Origin of the sequence: Paenibacillus sp. RS8, assembly GCF_041956825.1 — a bacterium.
Lineage (GTDB): Bacteria > Bacillota > Bacilli > Paenibacillales > Paenibacillaceae > Paenibacillus_AQ.
This window is the reverse complement of record NZ_CP168131.1, coordinates 3,648,352-3,669,247: the sequence shown is the minus strand read 5'-3', so window position 1 is coordinate 3,669,247 and position 20,896 is coordinate 3,648,352. Positions and strand designations below refer to the sequence as shown.

Sequence of the window (20,896 nt, the reverse complement as noted above, 5' to 3'; positions counted from 1 at the left end):
CACCTTTCGATGTTCTCTCCATTTACCAGAGGCTAATATCTGAGTTGCGTTTGGAAATCCAGTTCATGGTAACCAGAAAGAAAAAATTGATGACGGTATTAAATAATCCGATGGCTGACGAATAACTGAATTGATTGGAAAGAATACCGATTTTATAAACATAGGTGGAAATGACCTCTGATACGGGAAGGTTCAATGAATTCTGCATCAAGAATACCTTCTCGAATCCGGTTCCCAGTACATTCCCCATACTCAGAATAAATAATATGATGATTGTCGGAACCAAAGCAGGGATATCGATATGCAGAATCATCTTCCATTTGTTCGCTCCGTCAATCTTGGCAGCATCATACAGACTTGGACTCACTGTTGATAATGCGGCCAGATAAATAATACTGTTCCATCCAGCATGCTGCCATATATCCGAAATCACAAACACCGGGACGAAAGAATTCGTGGAGGCGAGCAAATTAATGTCCGTATCGCCAAGCTTGGAGATCAGTTGACCAAGGATTCCTGTATTCGGTGACAGGAGAACATTCAACAATCCAACCATAACTACAATTGAAATAAAATGAGGCATATATACGATAGTCTGCAGCAGCTTCTTAGTGCGGAACCATTTCACCTGATTCAGTATGAGTGCTAGTATGATCGGTGCCGGAAATCCCAGAACGATTGTTGTGATGCTGATAATCACAGTATTTCTCATCAAATCCCAAAACTGATAGTTATTTATGAATTGCGAGAAATAATGCAGACCACGCCAAGCCCCGCCTGCCAATCCACGCGAGAAATCATAATCCCTGAAGGCAAGCTGAATTCCATACATTGGAATATAGTTGAAGATGATAACCACAACGATCGCCGGAATAATCATAATCCATAATTGATAATCGCGTTTAAGCTCCATTAGATTTCTTCGATGTTTGTTGGGAGTTATTGAGGACATCATAAGCCTCCTTAATAAGGAGACAGCTTCTCTTCATCCTGTAAAGAAAAGCTGTCTCCGGATGTTCTATAAATATTTACATGTCATGTTATTTCTTACTTTTGTAATCATCATAGTATTTCTGCATGGTGGACAAGTTGTTATCCAGCCCCATCTGCTTAATGTTGCTCACATAGGAGTCCCATTCCTTGGTAACTCCCCCTTTGGTAACCCACTGTGAGAACTTAGACATCGCCAAATTAATCATATTCGTATTCACTAACACCATGGCATTGTTGTCTTCCGGGTTATATTTAATGAACATGCTTGGTAAAATATCGTTATCCTTGTCAATCGCACTGAGGACCGCCTGCAGCGGCTCTGTCTGTTTGCCAACAGATTGCATATCAGTTCCAAGTGTCAATTTCAATGAATCGGAGATAAAGGTAGGTCCATTATCCGCCCAGGTTGATGTCCACTTCCATGTGCCTGGGTCCATTTGGCTGTCAGCAGGCGGCAGGACTGCGTAGCTTCCATCTCCATTATCTTTAATGTTCGTACCAAGTGATCCGAATAGTACCTGCATACTAACTGTAGGATTATACAGCTCATTAATAAATTTCATTGCCGCTTCTTTATTCTTGGACTTAGCAGACATGACGACCATATTTCCACCGAAATTCAGTGAGTTGCCGTCATAGTCATAGGACAGCTTGATATTCGAATCAGCCGACACTTTTAGCGGAGCGATCGACTCGTATTGCGGAGCTAAGGTGTTGCCGAAGCGATCCGTTACTTCCCAACCCCATGAGAAGCCGACCTTCGCTTTGTCCCCGCTGCCGCGCGCAACCGATTGGAATTTGGAATAATCCTGCGTGAAGGCTTCCGGGTTAATTAAGCCAGCCTGCCAGCACTTATTCATGAATTCCACGAACTGTTTGTATCGATCATCCACAAAGTAATTTTTAATCTGGCCACCCTCGGTGAAATACCCTTGACCACTACTATCCGTTAATGTAATACCTAAGCTGCCAAGCAATATTTGTGGCTGAAAATAACCAAATCCCGTTGTCCCTACCGGAGCGAAATCCATAGGAATTTCATCATTTACATCACCGTCTCCATTGGCATCCTTCTCTTTGAACGCCAGGAGCACATTATATAATTCATCCCAATTGGTCGGCTCCTTAAGACCCAGATTGTCTAGCCATTGTTTATTGATATATTGCCGACTTACCGTATCTGGCCAGAATCGTTGATATTTCGGTAAACCGTATATTTTTCCATCTAGCTGTGTAGCGATTAATTGGGTCTCCGGCTTCTCTGTAAACATCTGTTGAATGTTAGGGCCACCTGTTGAAATGAGTTCGGTTAAATCCTGAAAGAGACCGGTGAACTGGGCAAAATCAGCATCCGTGATCACATTCGGTCCTATAAGGATATCCGGAATATCTCCTCCGGCTAACAAAGCGCCTTTTTTCTGATCCCAGTCTGCTGAAATTTCTTGCCACTCAATATCAACACCCACTTGCTCCTCAACCTTGGTCAACCATTCCATTTTGGAGAACTCTTGCGTAAGTGGATGTTTTAGCATGATCCCTTTTAGTTTTACTGTACCGGTTGTAGAATTCGTTGACGAACCTGAATTAGAAGAAGAGGCACCATCATTATTACCCCCGCCACCACACCCCGCAAGAATTGTTCCAAATAGGCTAAGTGCTAATACGGGCGTTATTACCTTAGACAAAGATTTCCTCATACAACGAACCTCCCTTTTTTTTGGTTTAAAGCGTAGGGTCATGGTGCGAGGCAAGCAACGGAACTACACCTTATTGCTTCTTGCTGCCCACATTTCACATGACTGCTACAACGCAACTTTAAACCGGGATCGAGGCGGCTGTATACGAACAAGAATTTAAGCATTCGCAATTTTTGAAAGCGTTAACAAAACGGCGGTTTCGGGTGTTTATTTGAATGCGTTTTCAATTATTGTTGACGTTCAAATTTGGTTGAGCATAATAATCCTCATACCCGTGTTGGTATATTCTGTACAGTACTGGCAGTCCCATTTGTTTCAGCTGATTAATATACTGATCCCATTCTTTATCTACAGTTGAATTCATAATCCATTCCGCAAATTTCTCATCGACCAGTTTAAAAATATCTGATTTCGCCAAGGCCATTTCATTAAGCTCCTCTGACGAAAATTTAATCATCGGATAAATGTCCTCTGGTTTAGGCTCATAAGCTTTATAGATGCTGTCCAATTCTCTTCGTATCGTTACCGCGGGAGGAACAATCGTTTTGTTCTCCAATGATTGCGAAAAGTATAGCGGACCATTATCCACGAGCGCATTCGTCCATTGCTGTGTATCTTGATCACCTTCTGGAGCGGGAACTATGGTATACATGCCGTCAGGCTCCTTAGTCACATAATCAGGCATGGAGCCGTAATAGCCTTGGATCGAATTTTCCTCAGTGTAGAATTGATCAATCCATTGAATGGTCTCGACAGGATGCCGATTAGCTGTTGTCATGCTAAACAGATTGGTTGTTATTCTAACGCGAGAAGGACTCGTTGGCCATAATGGCTCCACCTTACTACTGCTACGCAGCGGTGGCAAAGCCACATATTCATCGGCCCATTTACCAACGCGATCTGTTAATGACCAGCCGAAGGTCACACCAACCGTTGCCACATCGTCTTGTTGTGCACTCGCTTTCATCCCGGAATAATCTTGCGTGAACACGTCAGGGTTGATCAGCTTTTCCTTCCAGAGCTCTGCCAGGTAAGAGACTAAGCTCTTATACTCCTCACTCTCGAATAAAAAGCGAATCTGCCCTTTCGTCACTCCGATCATTTCTTCGGTGAAATTATCTGTCACTCCATAAGCCCCAAGTAAACTAGTCACACTAAATAAACCTCTGCTCCCCAGACTTCCTCCAGCACCTGCCCACCAGTCCATTCCAATCTCATCCTGCTTCCCGTTGCCATTGGGATCTCCATTGCGAAAGGCAGTTAATACCTCGCGCAGTTCATCCAACGTAGTCGGTTCTTTCAGCCCAAGCTTATCCAGCCATTTCTTATTAATCATTAAGACATTATAACTATCTGTATTAATCGGTCTTACACCGGGAAGAGAATACATCTTCCCATTTGGAAATGTACTCACCCGCTTGGTTTCGGGAACTTCCTCAAACATTCTCTTAATATTCGGGGCATATTTATCGATATATTCGCTAAGGTCTACGAATTTATCCTTATTCGTGATGATATCCTGATCGTTCAATCCAGCCAAAAAAGCATCAGGCAATTCTCCGCTTGTCAGAGCAGCGCTTTTCGCTTCTTCCCATCCGTTACGTTTCTGCAGCCAGTTGACATGAATTTTTGCATCAGAAGCAATGTGATTCAAATAAGGAATATCCCGAAGATTCTTGGATAGCTGATGTGTAGGTGTCATCACGCTAATCTGTACCCTGTCTTGCGGCTCTACATTGCTCTCTGAAGCACGGTCAGACTCATTATTCGCACTGCATCCATGAAGCAGTGTAATCACCGGTAGCATACATACAACTACAACCCATGGTCTCAATCCTCGCATATTGAATCCCCCCATAGCTTAATCAGCAATAGACAAGAAAATATTCACTTGTTAAACAATCTGAATTGCCCAGGTGTGACTCCTACATGTTTTTTGAAGGCGCGAATAAAGCTGGAAGGGTTAGTGTAGCCTACCTTGCCTGCAATCCAATCAATGGTTTCATCGGAATGGATAAGCAGCTGCTTCGAATGATTGATTCGGCGCCCATCCATAAAGTCTTTAAAGTTCTGCCCGGCGTTCTTCTTGAAATAGTGGCTAAAATTCGACACCGACATTCCAAAGTGATCGGCAACAGCTTGTAGTGAGAAGTTGATATCAAACTGATTCTCTTGAATATATTGAAGTACTTCATCCAATGCAGCAGCTTTAGAGGAAGTATGCGTACTAGCCATCAATTCACATAATATGTCCGCGCTTTTCTCTAAAATCTCAGTGATCTGGGCTACCGTAATGCGATTATGAAACGATGTGATCCCAAGCTGCTCCATATTCCCCTGATGCTTCAAACGGATCAGATTGTTTAATATAATGGTCGAGATATTTACAAATACAGCCCGAATCATATAAGGAGGCGTTCGATCATGTTGAAGAAATTCAATGAGTCGATGAACGGTGTTCTGCACTTCAGTAGCATCACCCGTCATGATGAACAATTCCAACGATTGAATCGTTTCTGCCGGATAAGGTACAGGCTCATTCCGCTGCTGCATCAGATCGTGAAAGGACAGGATGGAATCTTCATTCTTAATGCGCAAATGTTCGACTGTTCTAAGTGCATTAATATAGGAAGCATGAAATTCCCCTGGATTGTCAACGGTATTTCCTATTCCGATCACAAGCTTAACGCCGGTAGCCAATTCAATCTCAGCCTGCAGCTTCATGAACATCTCCCGTAATGCTTGCTCTGCTGTATGTGTGGAAATAAATAAAATATCATCATTATGAATGCTCCGAATAAAATATCCTTCCAGTGCATCTTCGGGCTGTAATTTAATGCTCTTCACGATTTCAAATACTTGATCGATATCCCCAATCACATTGATGACCACAGTCGTACATTTTGCATTCGTAAAAGTGATGCCATAAGACTTTGCCTCTAGCAGTATGTCTTGAAGTGATGAGTACTGGCCACTTATGATTTCATATAGAATGTTATCACGTAACTTCGGAACGATGCTTTGGACATTCAGATCTAATTGTTCTTTTGACTGGAATAGATTCTGGATTGTGGAGCGTATAATATCAAACTCATTGCCGCCACTCTCCGCGTTGCCTTTAAATGCATGCCTGGAGAATTGAACAAGAGACTTAATCGGGGCATAATTATTACGGATGGATAAATAGATGATAATGATCTCTGTGAGCAGGATTGATATAACCAGAATAATTGTGTTGCGCTGCGTTTCCTTCGTCTCCAAAAGTACCGATTCCAGCGGATTCATGCTTATGTATTTCCAGCCATTCTGCTTGGAAACGGTCTGGGAGGCCATATAAGCTTCTCCGTCATAATCAATTTCACCGCCTGATGGCGATGTTTGCAGCTGTTGAATAAACTGCTTGAAATTCGCATCACGCAAATCATCACGTTGGTTGAGTGAGAAGATAGGGTTGTTATGTTGATCAAGAATGATGAAATCTCCAGAATAGCTATTAGACACTGATTTCATCATTCGCTCGATCGTATCATGCCTGATCATATAAATGACGCAGCCTTCAGATTGATCGACGCCTAGAGGAAGAGGAATCATCAAAGTAATCATCTTAACGCGGCCTTCCCCAAGTATGGTAACATCCTCTGACGGACGAACTTGAATCGAGTTGATTACATTGATCGCTTGGCTGAACTGCTCTTGACTCCAAGAACTATATACATATCCATTCTTGGAATTCATAAAGCGCTCCAGTTCATAGATATACCCTGTACTTGAGAACAGATACCCACTTTGTTTGATATATAAGAAAGTATCATTCAAAAGGGTATCCGTTGTTTTATATTTCTTCATCTCATTAGCCACGACGTATCGCTGGTATGCATCATTTTTTAATAAAGATAATTTGATCTCAGCATTAGCTACAATCGATGTAGGGAGAGAATAGATCGGACGCATAAACAGATCCATACTGCTGGCTACTTGCTCGGTAATATGTGTATTCCAGTCCAATATTTTATTCTTCACAATCGAATTGGAATATGGATAGTAATAAAAAATAATAACAGAAAGAGGCAGCAACAAGACAATGATATATGAAAGTAGAAATTTCCATAAAATATTTATTCTAAATTTACGCATTCTTACCTCCATAATCATAATCACTGAGTAGAAGATACTACAATGTACAGCTATACTCAGTGCATCTGCTCATTCCTGTAGCTCAACAACTTCAACCGAGTAGGTCAAATCCAATGTGTCTCTTGCAGGCCACGCTGTATAAGCTCAATAGTAAGCGTGTTCAATCTATTATCGAGTTCGAGTTCTAACACTCTTTAGCTTTACTATATGGAACGAAGCAACTCCCCTGCCAAATGAGTTCACTTCCAGCTCTCTTAAAGATTTCCTCCCCCCCTTATCCCTCCCACTTGTTAAATTTAGGATAAATAATGATTGGTCCAAACAAGATTTACATTTCTATTAATCATTTAACAAATCTATATATGAATACGGTTACATGGCTAAAGTAGCACATGCATTGGCGATTGTAAATACCGAGACGTAGTTCATTTAAACTTATTCATATTTAATTAAACTAAATTTGCAATACAGTAGCTTCCAACTTAAAGATGGAATTTCCACGTACAGTGACAGCGAGGAAGAGTTCGTCATAATGCCCTTCTCCTATCCATATACATAATATGAACTACATTGATCGACCCATCTATTTGAAGCCAAACCCCATTTCGTGAGGGTTTATTCAGGTTGGATCTACAGAATTATAGGAGGGAGCACAGAATCATGCCAAGCGAAGAAATTAATGCGCTGGAGCGGGCGATTGCTGAAATTACGGAAATAGCTACTGGCTTTGGCTTGGATTTTTATCCTATGCGCTATGAGATATGCCCTGCCGATATTATTTATACATTCGGTGCTTATGGAATGCCGACTCGATTTGGTCACTGGAGCTTCGGAAAGACGTTTCACAAAATGAAATCCCAATACGATTTCGGGCTGAGTAAAATATATGAGCTCGTCATTAACTCCAACCCTTGTTATGCCTTCCTGCTTGACGGGAACTCGCTGATTCAGAATAAGTTGATCGTCGCACACGTGCTGGCACACTGTGATTTTTTCAAAAATAATATGCGTTTCTCCATGTCCAACCGGGATATGGTCGAGAGCATGTCAGCTACAGCAGATCGGATCGCCGGTTATTCAGTAACGTATGGTACCGATGCTGTGGAGAGTTTCATTGATTCAGTGCTAGCCATCCAAGAGCATATAGACCCCAGCCTCATCCAGCCGCGCAAGCTAGGTAAGACCCATCTGCTGGAAGCCAAAATGAGAGAACTCAAAGACGCCCCTCCTGGTGGCTCTAAATCATCTAATCCGTACGACGAGTTATGGAATCTAGACAAGAGTAATTCTGGACCACAAGAAGCAACCTCTGGAAATCGTGCGTTCCCACCAGAGCCGGAAAAAGATATCGTCTGGTTCATCCAGCAATATTCCACGGTCTTGGAGGATTGGCAAAGAGACATTATGACAATGCTCCATGATGAAATGCTCTACTTCTGGCCGCAAATGGAGACGAAGATCATGAACGAAGGCTGGGCTTCGGTCAGCTAAGGTGCTTACGTAAAAAGGCTCTCCATGAACGAAAGAGCATCGTTCTAGAGAGCTTTTTTATAGCCAATAATCTGATACTATAAAAGGACAAACCCTATTGGAGGTGCCAGCCGTGCAATGGGAAGAAGTTCGTAAGATTTATCCTGACCAATACGTCAAGCTGCAAATCCTTGCATCACATACTGAAGGCAACACCAGTCTATGATATGGTACTAATACGTAACTTCTAATTGTGGATTTTTTCGATTGAATGAAGACTGCTTTCTTCAATATAATCATTTGTTCCTAGTTCACCTCTAAAAGCTTTAGACAATATGGATTGCTTTAAAATCTCCATATCCTCAGAAGTTTGAAGTTTTTTATTCACTTCATCCTGTTTACCCAAAAGTATCTCTATAATTTCTAATATTTCTTTAATTTCACTTAGTGGTGGCAAAGGGATAAGATGTTTTTTGAATTTATCATTTTCAATACTGTTAACCGTTGTACCTGACTTAGTGTATTCTTTTAGCAGCAACTTTTCATAAGCAACAATGTACCACATAAAATAACGATTTACATCCTCTATGCCAGAATCAAACACCTTCATATCCTGGTTTACAGTCGACCCTTGCATTAACAATGCTACAGGCAACGTTCGCTGGAGAATCCCACTTCTAACAACGAGTGCTACAGATCCTTTTTTAACTAAATTCACACTTGATTTATTTATTGCTTCTCTAGAAATTTTGTCTAAAGAACTGTTAACCAATAAGGTTTTCATATCCTTAGGAGTTACCCAAGGTATATCCCCCGTCCAATATTCAATTACAGATTTACTCGGAGTTCCCCCACCAACAATATTAAATAAATCTTCTATTTTAACCATTCTCCAAGTGTCAGGAAAATCCGCGTTAAGTACATTGTTTTTGAGATGCTCACTTGTTTTTTTATTTTTCCTCAATCTCATATTTGTTATTAAGGATAAAAGATTTTCGACAGTATCTCCTTGCTCTAACTTCGCTCTTCTCCATTTTAAGGTCAATTCACCACGAAAAGCCTTATCCAAAATTGCCGCTCGACGAAGTTCAAATGTTTCTTCGGCTTCTTCTATTAATTGTTTGGCTTGATTGATTTTATTCAACAATATCTCGACTTTGTCAGCAATTCGTCTTTGTTCATCAATAGGAGCAAGAGGAATTTGAATTTCTTTACATTTAGAGCCAGATATCTCTCGAAAAGTAGTTCCACTTGCTAATGAATCGATATAACTTGTTGATAATTTCAGATACCAATAGAGGTATTTTGAATCAACATATTTACTGGGTAAAAAGCTTTTAAATCCTTGGTTCGTACTAATTTCATTACTTGCGATAGCTACATAACCTATAGGTGCTCGGGAAGATAATAAAACTGTACCTTCAGGCATTAGCCTAGCTGAACTGTTCTTTAAGCCTAATTCAGTTATATTTCTTTTCCCTCTTCCAATAAACATCTCTGTATAGCCAGACAAGTCTGCTGGTGTGACCCAAGGTATGTCGCCATCTTCGAAATACTCTGAAAGACTTGACTTCGGTGTACCACCACCAACTACTTCACAGACACTACCTAATCTCACCCATCTCCAATTGGAGGGTACCTTGTACCGTTGCTCCTCTTCAGGCACCAATGCCTCTTGAAGCAACTCCTCTGCTGTCTTCCCTTTGTTCTTACTCATACGTTATACTCTCCACGCGCCTCAGCAACCTGAAGTAACTCTTGACTATCTTCAGCAGTATACTCTGATTTACTTTCTACTGCTTTAAGCTCTGCCACAACTTCCAGCAGCAATGTCATTGCTTCATCAAGCTTAGCAATCGCCAGTTCCGCCGAATCAATCGGATCAGGCAAATTATCATAAGCAGACAATGACTCATCCGCGATCAACCCAATATCCAAACTGTCATCCTTCTTACGGATATCCTCGCGAGTGAACACGTTAAATCTAACATCCTGAACACTACTGCGATCCTCAGCCTTATAAGCCTCAACAAATGCGTCAAAATGCGCAGTAGTCAGCGGAGTCCGCTTCCCGAAGCTCGGCATATTTGTTCGCAGGTCGTATACCCAAACGTTCTTTGTGCTGTCCTTATCCGTCTTCTCACGGGTGAAAAACAGAACATTCGTCTTAACCCCTTGAGCATAAAAAATACCTGTAGGAAGCCGCAGGATAGTGTGAAGATTGCACTTGTCCATTAAGTCCTCGCGGATTTTAGCTCCCACTCCACCTTCAAACAAAACGTTATCGGGAATAACTACCGCTGCACGAGCTTTCCCATTCGCTTTTAACGCCCGATAAATATGCTGCATGAAGTTCAACTGCTTATTGGAAGTCGTAAACGTTAAGTCGTCACGGGTAAGTCCTTCTCCGCCTTGTTTCGTTCCAAACGGTGGATTAGTCATGATCACATCGTAATTTTTCAAGCCTTTTCCGAGATCAGAAAGGGTATCTCCCAGCATAATATCTCCATGGAGATCATGCAGCATTGCATTCATCATAGCCAAACGATGCGTATCCTTAACTAACTCTACGCCTGTGAAGGCTTCATTTTTCTGAAACTCTGCTTCTTTTTCACTCAGGTCGAAGTACTCATCCGTCTTGCTCCGAATATGACTATCCGCTGCAATCATAAAACCAAACGTCCCTGCGGCTGGGTCATTACAACGCTCGCCTGGCTGTGGGTCAACCAACTTCACAATTACATCGATCAATGGACGCGGCGTAAAATATTGGCCTGCCCCTGATTTGGTTTCACTCGCATTTTTCTCAAGCAATCCTTCATAAAGATCCCCTAGACCTTCTTCCTTGGCGGAATACCAATCGAGCTGATTAATGGAACGCACGATTTTTTCCAGATTCTTGGGTTCATCAATGTTAGAGCTTGCGTTCATATAAATCTGCTTAATGATCTCGTGACCGTCTTTCCCAAGATCGAGCAGCAGTTGGCGGTAATGCTGGGTTAATTCCAAACCATGCCGCTCCTGTAATGAATCCCAGCGATATTGTTCAGGCAGAATACCCTCGTTATTCGTTTCCTTCATCATTTTAAGAAACAGCAGATAAGTAAGTTCCGTTACATATTGGTGATAAGTGATGCCATCATCACGCAGTACATTACACAGGTTCCATAGCTTTTGTACAATTTCCTGATTCCTCATGATTTAAGCTTGCTCCTTCTGTCTTGTTGGATATAGCGCAACGTTTATTGTAGCAACAATCTCGTCCAATTGACCATCAAAAATTTTATTCAACTGCTTATAGCCGCCCTTGCTGCGGAAAGGTTCCACATCAAACGCTTTTTCAGGGTTAGGGTCTAAAACCGATTCTTGAAGCAGTTGCTTCTCAATCCGTTTCAGCCAGTCTTTTTGCACTTTTGGCCAAACTCTCATCTTATAAATTTTCTTCATCGCTTTCTCGATCCGTTCTTCATGACTGATAAGAGGATCACCAAGCGCCTGCTGGCGGATAAAACTGATGATGTCTGCGGCAATGTCCTGCTGCTTCACATCGCGCCAAGCGGTTTGTAGATTTTTTTCAGTAAATCCCTTCTGATCCAGAGCCACACGAAGCTTCCGCAGTTCTTCACGAGTCAGATCATTCGGGCGTGTGCAGATGATATTTAGTGCTGGAATTAGGTTTATGTTCTCACGGATGAAACCGTTGAATCCTTCCAAATAGTCCTCTGGCTTGTTTGCATCCCCATAACCGCGTGTAACTCCAATCAATTTATCGTGGTGATCCGAGATGAACTGACGATTATGCCGCCCACGATTTTCTTCAATAAAATGTAGTAATTGCGGCTTGCGCAGTAGCGTTTCACTTACCTGCTCAGCGCTTGCCTTTTTCACCTCATCAATATACTCGTCAATATTCTTCCCATCAGAAAGAGCTTTGAAATCTTCATGATCCTGCGGTGTCCAGCCCTGCTTCTTTCGCTGCATCTTAGCAACAATCTCTTCCTGATGCGACTTTATATGGTGCTCACTCTTCATCTGATTCAGTTCATCTACTAAAAGATCCAGAGTGACCTTTGGTCTCGTCACTACAGGTTTCATGTCCGTATAAGGCTTGAGCGACTCATAGATGCCTACAGCATCATAGATCATAAAATGATCCTTATCGATTTCATCACAGCGGCGGGTAGCTCGTCCCAACATTTGTTCATACAGGATACGAGAACGGACCCTCCGTAGGAAGACTACATGTGAGATACTTGGAATATCAATTCCAGTCGTAAGCAGATCCACGGTGACCACGATGTTCGGAAGCCGTTCATTTTTGAAGAGCTTGATGGCATGTAGTGGATCTTTGATCGAACCTGTAATCTTTAGGATCGCACCATCGTCTATAGGACCATATTTCTTCTCCAATTCTTCTTTAAACATCCGAACCACCATGTCCGCATGATCATCTGTTGCCGCGAAGATTAAGGTCTTTCCATCCGCTTCAGGATCTATATATTCAGTCAGTGCTTTCAGCACCACACGATTGAAATTCTCTGTGATCACCGTCTTATTGAACTGTGTCACTTCGATGCTTACCTCATCTTCCAGCATTTCTTTCTCTACGGTCCCTAAATCCACATTATAGACTGCCACTTCCTCACCGATTTGCCACTTGATGCCGTTCTTCTTTAATTCGGTTTCAAACTGAATAGGCGGTTCATGGTCGATCAGATACCCATCAATTACAGCCTCGCGGTAGGAGTAGTTAAAGATCGCCTTATCAAAAATCTCAACCGTATGAAGTGCTGGGGTAGCGGTTAATCCGATACGTACAGCATCAAAGTAATCCAGTACCTTCCGATACTTGCTCACATAATCGGCATGATCGCGAAACTCCAGTTCAATCTCTGTCATTTCCTTATCCAGTGTGTAGCCACGGTGGGCTTCATCCACGATGATACAATCGTACTGATCTACAGGAAGAATGCCTTTGTCATCATCACTATAAAAAAGTCTTTTTACCATACCCTGAACAGTTGCAATCTGTACCTTAGTTTCCGCATTTGGCTTCTTATCATCCAACGTCTGTAACTCAAAAATCTCAGTAAATGAATGATAGCTTTCCAGCTTAGAATCCTTAAACGCAGCTTCTGCCTGACGGCCTAGTGCGGAACGATCAACCAGAAACAAAATTCTTTTAAAACGATTATGTTTGATCAGTCGATAGATTAAGCCTATAGCCATTCTCGTCTTTCCTGTACCTGTTGCCATGGCTACAAGAATTTTGCGCTGTCCAGCTTCAATCGCATGTTCTACCGACAAAATCGCATTCTCTTGATATTCACGCAAATGCAAATAATCCAGCGATTCGTCGCGGAGATCTTTTGTTGCCTGATCTATGTCCTGCTGCAAAAGAGCTTTTAGACCTTCAGGTGAATACCACGTTTGCAGCACTCTGGCATGGTTTGTAGACTTGCGCGCATCAAGGAACCATATTCCCGACTTGTGCTCAAGTTGCTTCAAGTACGGACGTCCATTGGTTGCAAAAAGAAACGGTACCTGATAGTTCCCCCACGGTCCATGAATAATTTCCTCGCCATGTTTAATCACATAGGAAGCGTATTTCTTGGCCTGCTCGATGTCGGCTTGTACATCTTTGCTCTGTCGTTTAGCTTCAACGATACCGATAAATTCCATACCATAAAACAAGGCATAATCGGCAAAACCGTTCTTCAGCGGCCATTCTGCTATAGCAAGATATCTTCCTTTTTCAGGGCGCGTGCCTGCGCTAAAACGTAGTTGTAATGTATCTGCTTCCCAGCCTGCTTGACGGAGCTTATCATCAATAATGACTCTGGTTTCTGCCTCTGTAAACTTTAACGCACTGCCTAGCTGTCTAGCCTTGGAATGACGTTTCTGTTTCTCGTCTGGGCTTTTGGAATCCTGCTGCTGAGTAAGCTTCAACAATTCCTGTTCCAACTGCTGTACCTTGGCATCATAGGAAGCGGCCAGCACCTCAAGATGCTCCTGATTCTGTGAATCCTCCACTTTAGAAGGTTCGACATACTCGGGAGCTACGAAGTCCCACTCCCCATACACCTGCATAAACCAGACGGATAAGCGAAAGGCCATGTTCAGCAAAGCTTTGGCTTCTTCCGTAGTTCCGTAAATTCCTTCTTCATGGTTGGCTTTATTCCCTATTTTTCGAATGGCATGAAGAATATCTAGTAGTTCTTCAGTCAGAAGATCTTCTTGCTTCAAGAGCCTTAGCCTATCATCTTGAGTTGCTCTGTCTAATAATTGCAGTTCTTCAATTGCACATATGTATTTCGTTATCGTTTCCCCAAACATACGAAGTTTTATCAAAGAGGTATTCGGGTCAATATAAACGTTCCGCTCCGCCATTTCTGCAAGATTGGATAGAATGTTCCAATGGTTCGACAAGAAAGTGAAATTACTGTTGTTCATTTCTTCACCTCTGGAGAATTATTCGTATAGATGTTAGATGATGCATAGGAAAATATTCCTATCTCTATATTAACATGTATAAACTTAAGGGGAATATAAAAAAAATAAGGACTCAAGTTGAGTCCCTTTAATTTGCTTTATCAATACGTCTAAGCCATGCTTCGAAATAGCTTCTACTGAGCTCCTCTACCCAATGATTGCACAACAAATACTCCGTTTCATTAATCTGATATGGATCTGCATAAAATCTAGGACGCCCGTTTACTTTTCGCTGTTCAGTCATGGAAATAGTTGATTAAACGTTCTTACCATTTTGTATACCTTTATATAAAAGATTCAAATTAAACCGTTTGAATTTTTGATTCATATGAAAGATAAGTTTTGTCGTGTTCAATTAATATGATTTCAGCAGAATTATATCTTGCGAAGATGTTTTCACCATCCCAATCGAGTGGCATCATACTTTTACTTAATAGTTTATTTTCTTTCTTATGTATAGTAGCTGTCCAAAAATATTTCATCAACAATTGGAATATAAATTCAGCTGATATTTCGCCTGATTTAGCTTTTTTTTCACATACTTCCTTAACATATCTTGTTTTCGGAACCATATGTTCATATATTAATTCCCCACTACTCCAACTACTCCTCTTGAGAAGTTCTAATGCCATATGACTTATATAATCTGTGGTGTAACGCCGATCTTTACGCTTTTTAGGCAAGTATTTTTTTGTGATGGTAATATGAAGATTTGCCAAAAATTTAATTCGTGCTTCACCCATTCCTTCCATATAAATATCATTTTCAAATGGGAGACTTCTTAGGAAAATATAATAGTTATCGGCTAAGATTCTCATTATTTCTTCTCTAGATAATATCAACACTCTCACCTCTAAATTTATTTTTATGATTTCTCGGGTGATTATAAACTTTTAATTTTTCTGTTGCAGTGTCAAAGTACTCTCGGTGCCATGTGTAGACGAACGTCAGCGCAAAAGGATGATACCGAGCTGCAGGCTCTGTCCTAGGCGAATATTTTTTTGACAAACAGAAACAACAATCATTTGTAAAGTACGAAGGTTCAACAATTTAAGAACTCAATTATTTGGTAACCATCCTTTAGTTAGATCTTTCCTACACTAGAAGATAATTTCCCAGTGTATTTTCAGTTCATTTCACTTCCTCTGAAATTGACTCAAGCACCTTTTGTATTTTCTCGATTTCCTTGTTTCTTGCTAACCACCAATTCCGACTCCAAATCCGATGTATTTTCCATCCTTTACTTTCCAAAAACCGCTGCCTGTAAAGATCTCTCTCCCTGGCCACCTTTGAAGAATGATAAGTTGCCCCGTCACATTCGATACCTAAGATATATCTTTCTTTTCCTACAGGGTCTACGATCGCCAAATCGATGCGATAACCAGAAAAACCAACTTGAGTATGTACATCATATCCACAAGCTCGTAGTGCATTACATACTTCTTCTTCAAATCCACTGTCAAAAATCAGTTGATTGTTTTGATCCTTAACATTAGTGGCATCAATTAAACCGTTTAGAATTGACTGAGCGAGCGAATAATCTCCGTCTGAGATCGCTTTACCATACTCCAAATATCGTTTTAAATACTTAACTCCCTGCGCGTAAGTCTCTGCTCTTGTCCATTCACTCGGTTCAAACGAGCAAACTATAATTACTTTTCTCCGCGCACGAGATATAGCAACATTTAAGCGATTTCCGCCACCGTCCCTAGAAAGTGCGCTGAATTGGCTAACCATTTTACCTTCAGAGTTCTTCGCGTAAGCTACCGAGAAAAGAATAACATCTCTCTCATCACCCTGCACATTCTCAATATTTTTAACAAAAAGTCCTATATGTTCATCGCCATTCTTACGAGATCTAGCTTCGTCAATTAACAATCTGAGTTCAGGACTTTTTACCATTCTTTCTTCGAATACATCATTAATAAGATCTGCTTGATCTTTGTTAAACGTGATAATTCCAAGCGTTGGTTGGGAATCATCATTTTGAAGAATATTAATGACACTGTCCACGATTTTTTCAGCTTCAACTCGGTTTGAGCTATACTCCCAGTGGCCGTCAACTTTAATAAATTCTATTGGCCTAGAACCTGTGCCTTTCTTTACAGATGGAGCAATTTGTATTCTTTTATCATAAAAAGCGTAATTCGAAAAGTTGATTAGCTCTTCATACTCTGAACGGTAATGCCAAGTTAACCATTTATCAGGGAACTTTGGTTTAGCCCACTCTAATAAACTTTTTGCATGTTTATCTGTTTTGTCTACATAGATTGTATTATCATCTTCATCCTCGTCCTCGATAGATGTTTGAAAGAATGAACTAGGTGGAAGTTGTTTTTCGTCTCCTGCTACTATGAGATGTTTAGCTCGATAAATGGACGGGATCGCATTTTCCACTGGACACTGGGAGGCTTCATCAAATATAACAAGATCAAACATATCTTGATGTAATGGGAAAATAGCGCTCACCGCCTCAGGTGTACATAGCCAACAAGGTACCAGTTTTAATAAGTCATCGTAAAAATGCCCTACTACTTGCCGTAATGGCATTAACTTTCTTTTTTTATTTGACTCATGCTTTAATTTTTGCCGTGTGCTACCCACTACTTGGATAGCTGCATCAGCAAGTAATGAATCTATCAGTTTAGGGACTGCTTTTCGTTTGTCATTCAATAACTTTTGGAAACGGTCTAAGTTAGATTTATAAATTTCAGTCGACACGTCTTTTACATGCGGCTCGGCAGATTCAATTTGTAGAATCCAAGCATGTAAAAAGCTATTTCGAATAAGATTAAGCCAACAATTCACTAAATCTGGAGTGCTTTCAAGTGGGGCCTTCTGGGCACAACGCTCAAGTAATACTTTTTTCAGGCTACCCATTTCTTCCTTCATTTGATCCAATCTGCACAAGCTATCAAATTGGTCCAGTGTTCTAAACATTCCTTCGTATTCTGGAATACTGTAGATCCCTTCGTTTAACTGTTTAATAAATTCATTAACGGTTTCTCGATTCAAGTATGACTCTAAGCTACGTATTTTTACATTTAACTCTCTGGTTTGCTCTGCTAATTTTATTAATCCCTTCATTTCATTACTGAAAGGCTCATTAAAGAATTCTCCTAAGTGATCATGCGTACTTGGATTGTTGATCCAGTTGGGGAATGAAATTTGCGTTTCAACAAAAGCTTGAATAAAATCTTTGACATTCTCCTTTAACTTAATCCAAGCACTCCACTTATCCAGCTGATTTTCTATTGGTGCATCTGAATAGAAGTAGACAAGATTTGCTTCATTTCGGATTTCTTCAAAGAGTATATATGTCTCGACCTTTGCGTGATACTCATAAAGTGATTGCTTATCAAACGATATTCCATTAGCCTTAAAATGATCTTGAATTTCTCTTTTTAACGAATACCAACTATGATTAAAAAAACGAGTGAATTTCTTGTTTAGCTCGCCAAAGAGTTTTAGTTTCTCATTCCATTTCACTGCCTCTTCATACTGTAGACCAGTAACAGCCTCTGGACGCTCATTTAGAATATTTATTTGTTTTTGAAATGACCCAAACTTTGATCTGATGATTTCAAGATGTTTATCGTTCTCAGTTACCTGGTGAGCATTTTCATCACTAAAAAACCTTAAGATGTGTTTGTGTAAATTTCTATTTTTAAGAACATTCGTCACTTTCTGCATCTCGTAAAGAACATGAATGTTCTCCAGATAATAAACAGGTTCGAATAATAATTGGAGTTCATTCTTAAGGTTAGCTACTTGCTTAACATCCTCGACTATTGAACTCAGTATATTGCTCAAATCTAAATGTTGCTTAACTGAAAAGCCCGCGAAACTTTTACGATTTTTCCATGGGTGATTTGAAGTATCATATTTCTGCTTCAATTCAATTATGGTCTTTAACTCAATTAAAGTCATTTCCAACTCATCAAAAGTAAGATTCCCCAATAAATCTTCAGCCTCGATAATCAACGTCTGATCCCATTTAGCTTTGCTATATAAATAGAACAAACTTTTACCAAAGGGACGATCTTGGTGTAAAGAGAATGCTGTTTTATTCAACTTCTGAGCCAATGCAAACTTTTCATTTGAAATACGATCAATGTCCTGTCCCTTTATAGGAAGACTCCGTTCAATTACAGAAGCAATTTTTCTATATACATCAATTTTGTTTTTATTATAGTCATGAACAAGAGCAACATGGTTTTGCAAATTGATTTGTCCCAGTCGGTTATACACAACATCCAGCGCCGCTGGTTTTTGACAGACCAACAGAACCTTTTGTCCTTTAGACATACGATCCACAATTAAATTCACGATAACTTGAGATTTACCTGTCCCAGGTGGCCCATGTACTATCAATCCTTTTCTATTACGAGCAGCTACAACAACTGCTTCTTGGCTAGCATCGGTTTCTAGGACAAAGAAGTTTTCTGAAGGATGTACTTGATTTAATTCTTCCTCCGAAATCTCCTCAAAATCACCTTCATTTTCTTCAGACCCATTAATTAATGCATCCAAAAACCCATTTTCGGGCAAATCATCTAACAGTAAATTGTAATCATTCAATAATGTACTTGTTGATTGCTGGAATTTACCCATTACCGCGTACGGATATAAAGTAAAGCCCTTTTTTCCTTCTGGTATGTTCTCTTTTTTTATATTTTTAAAAGGAGCGATCTTTTGATCAGTTTCCAATGTCAAAGATATATCATGCTTCCGCAGAAGTTCGTAAATAAACGGCAAAATATCTTTTAAGTTCGATGGTAAAGCTGAGGTAATCTCATCCTGAATAGATAAACTTATGTCCCCACCTATGTATTTTTGAATTGCCATAATAAAGGTTTGATTAATGAAAGGGGTAGCCTCTTCTCCCACCCCAAGTACCCAATAAGGTTTGTTATTTACGGTTGCCTTGTTAAGCCTAGCTGGGATGAATAGTATCGGACATCTAATAAAAAAATTAGGCACTAAAAACCCTTCCAGAAATCCATAGGCGACGTAAAAAGGATTGTTGCCCGTTTCTTGTTCAATTAGATCAACTTCTCTTTTAAGTTGAATCAGCCTATGGTTAACTAATACAGATTCTTCAACGAGGCTATTCTGTGGAATCAAACTGATTTCGTCTTCTAGAGTACAGACTTTTTCCAATATTGCAACATCAAGTCCTATTTCTATTTTTGAGAAAGAGTGAATATCAAAATGATTTTTATTATAAATTTTCATTAATTTCAAACTTTTATTTTTTGCAGTTAAATCCGTTAAACGATCTCTGTACATTGAAATCAATTCTTGCATATTTTGCACCTCATTATTATTAATGACTAGGAAATATTACCTTATAATACCATTATAATTAGTAGCATTGTATCCATGCAATGAAGAAGGTATCCTTATTATCAATATGTAAACTTATATCAACTTTAGCTGAGAACATTCCTTATGATATAATGACAAAAAAGGTAGGTGATTCGAATGTCCATTTCCAAAGAACAATTGGAGCAAAGCTTTAGAAACAAATCTTATGTTGAACTAAAAGATCTAGTTCAATTAATTGAAGAGAACTTTGGATTCAACGTTTCGCTACAAAGGAAAGATGAACAGCCTACTTTCACGGATGAACAAAAGAAGAGAATGACCTCAGTTATTTTCAAAGATGAAGACGTTCTGTACCAACTTCGTCAAGCCCAGAAGGATCATAAAGATGGAATTTCCACCTATAGTGACAGCGAAGAAGAGTTCGCCAAGTTACTGAATGAGGTCAGAAATGAAAAATAATGCCTATAAGGTACTCTGGACCACATATGCAAGAGTGACATTGGCACGTATGGAAAAATTGAAAATTGATCCAATGAATGTTTTCAAGCGCTCCAGAGCTGTTCTAGCTGATGAGCCGAAATATAAAGCCGATGGTATATCTGATTTTCCTGGTTTTGAGTTTAACGGATATTATTGGACATTGATTGGTAATGTAATTATTATTTACAGGATTGACGAGGTTCTTCGTACGGTGTATGTGGATGCTTGTTACTTTGCGAATACGGGGTTGTCGCACTATATTTTCTGGGGAATTGATCCTGATGAAGAATAAACCTTAG

Annotated in this window: 12 protein-coding genes and 1 pseudogene; 3 read left to right on the top strand and 10 right to left on the bottom strand. The window is 40.2% G+C overall.

Annotated features, from left to right (window positions below; translation table 11 throughout):
- Nucleotides 1-22: 22 nt before the first annotated feature.
- The 4 genes from ACDZ28_RS17685 to ACDZ28_RS17670 form a co-directional block, all read right to left on the bottom strand.
- Nucleotides 23-913, bottom strand: coding sequence for a sugar ABC transporter permease (locus ACDZ28_RS17685; protein ID WP_231573407.1), 891 nt, complete (start codon nt 911-913; stop codon nt 23-25).
- 127 nt (nt 914-1,040) lie between these two features.
- Nucleotides 1,041-2,690, bottom strand: coding sequence for an extracellular solute-binding protein (locus ACDZ28_RS17680; protein ID WP_076121817.1), 1,650 nt, complete (start codon nt 2,688-2,690; stop codon nt 1,041-1,043).
- A gap of 223 nt (nt 2,691-2,913) precedes the next feature.
- On the bottom strand, nt 2,914-4,533 hold the full coding sequence (locus ACDZ28_RS17675; RefSeq protein WP_042125753.1) for an extracellular solute-binding protein: 1,620 nt from the start codon (nt 4,531-4,533) through the stop codon (nt 2,914-2,916).
- A gap of 44 nt (nt 4,534-4,577) precedes the next feature.
- Entirely contained in the window at nt 4,578-6,824 is a 2,247-nt protein-coding gene (locus ACDZ28_RS17670) for a helix-turn-helix domain-containing protein (protein WP_375102383.1), read from the bottom strand.
- Nucleotides 6,825-7,484: 660 nt separating this feature from the next.
- Here ACDZ28_RS17670 and ACDZ28_RS17665 point away from each other — a divergent pair.
- Nucleotides 7,485-8,306 (top strand): annotated as a pseudogene (locus ACDZ28_RS17665) (SpoVR family protein); the annotation flags it as partial.
- A 235-nt stretch (nt 8,307-8,541) separates the two neighbouring features.
- On the opposite strand, the gene ACDZ28_RS17660 reads toward ACDZ28_RS17665, so the two are convergent.
- The 6 genes from ACDZ28_RS17660 to ACDZ28_RS17635 all read right to left on the bottom strand — a co-directional run bounded on the left by ACDZ28_RS17660 (nt 8,542) and on the right by ACDZ28_RS17635 (nt 20,096).
- On the bottom strand, nt 8,542-10,011 hold the full coding sequence (locus ACDZ28_RS17660) for a restriction endonuclease subunit S (protein WP_375102382.1): 1,470 nt from the start codon (nt 10,009-10,011) through the stop codon (nt 8,542-8,544).
- Entirely contained in the window at nt 10,008-11,492 is a 1,485-nt protein-coding gene (locus ACDZ28_RS17655) for an N-6 DNA methylase (RefSeq protein ID WP_375102381.1), read from the bottom strand. Before ACDZ28_RS17655 ends, ACDZ28_RS17660 begins: the two co-directional genes overlap by 4 nt.
- Before the next feature lie 3 nt (nt 11,493-11,495).
- The gene (gene hsdR / locus ACDZ28_RS17650) at nt 11,496-14,747 is read right to left on the bottom strand and encodes a type I restriction-modification system endonuclease (protein WP_375102380.1); all 3,252 of its coding nucleotides are present in this window, start codon (nt 14,745-14,747) and stop codon (nt 11,496-11,498) included.
- A gap of 127 nt (nt 14,748-14,874) precedes the next feature.
- Nucleotides 14,875-15,030, bottom strand: coding sequence for a hypothetical protein (locus tag ACDZ28_RS17645; RefSeq protein ID WP_375102379.1), 156 nt, complete (start codon nt 15,028-15,030; stop codon nt 14,875-14,877).
- A gap of 58 nt (nt 15,031-15,088) precedes the next feature.
- On the bottom strand, nt 15,089-15,604 hold the full coding sequence (locus ACDZ28_RS17640) for a hypothetical protein (protein WP_375102378.1): 516 nt from the start codon (nt 15,602-15,604) through the stop codon (nt 15,089-15,091).
- 313 nt (nt 15,605-15,917) lie between these two features.
- The gene (locus ACDZ28_RS17635) at nt 15,918-20,096 is read right to left on the bottom strand and encodes an AAA domain-containing protein (RefSeq protein ID WP_375102377.1); all 4,179 of its coding nucleotides are present in this window, start codon (nt 20,094-20,096) and stop codon (nt 15,918-15,920) included.
- Nucleotides 20,097-20,273: 177 nt separating this feature from the next.
- On the opposite strand from ACDZ28_RS17635, the gene ACDZ28_RS17630 reads away from it, so the two are divergent.
- Nucleotides 20,274-20,576 carry a hypothetical protein gene (locus ACDZ28_RS17630; RefSeq protein WP_375102376.1) on the top strand — a complete coding sequence of 101 codons (303 nt, stop codon included), beginning with the start codon at nt 20,274-20,276 and terminating at the stop codon, nt 20,574-20,576.
- Complete coding sequence (locus tag ACDZ28_RS17625; RefSeq protein ID WP_375102375.1) at nt 20,566-20,889, top strand: hypothetical protein; 324 nt, start codon at nt 20,566-20,568, stop codon at nt 20,887-20,889. Before ACDZ28_RS17630 ends, ACDZ28_RS17625 begins: the two co-directional genes overlap by 11 nt.
- Nucleotides 20,890-20,896: the final 7 nt, after the last annotated feature.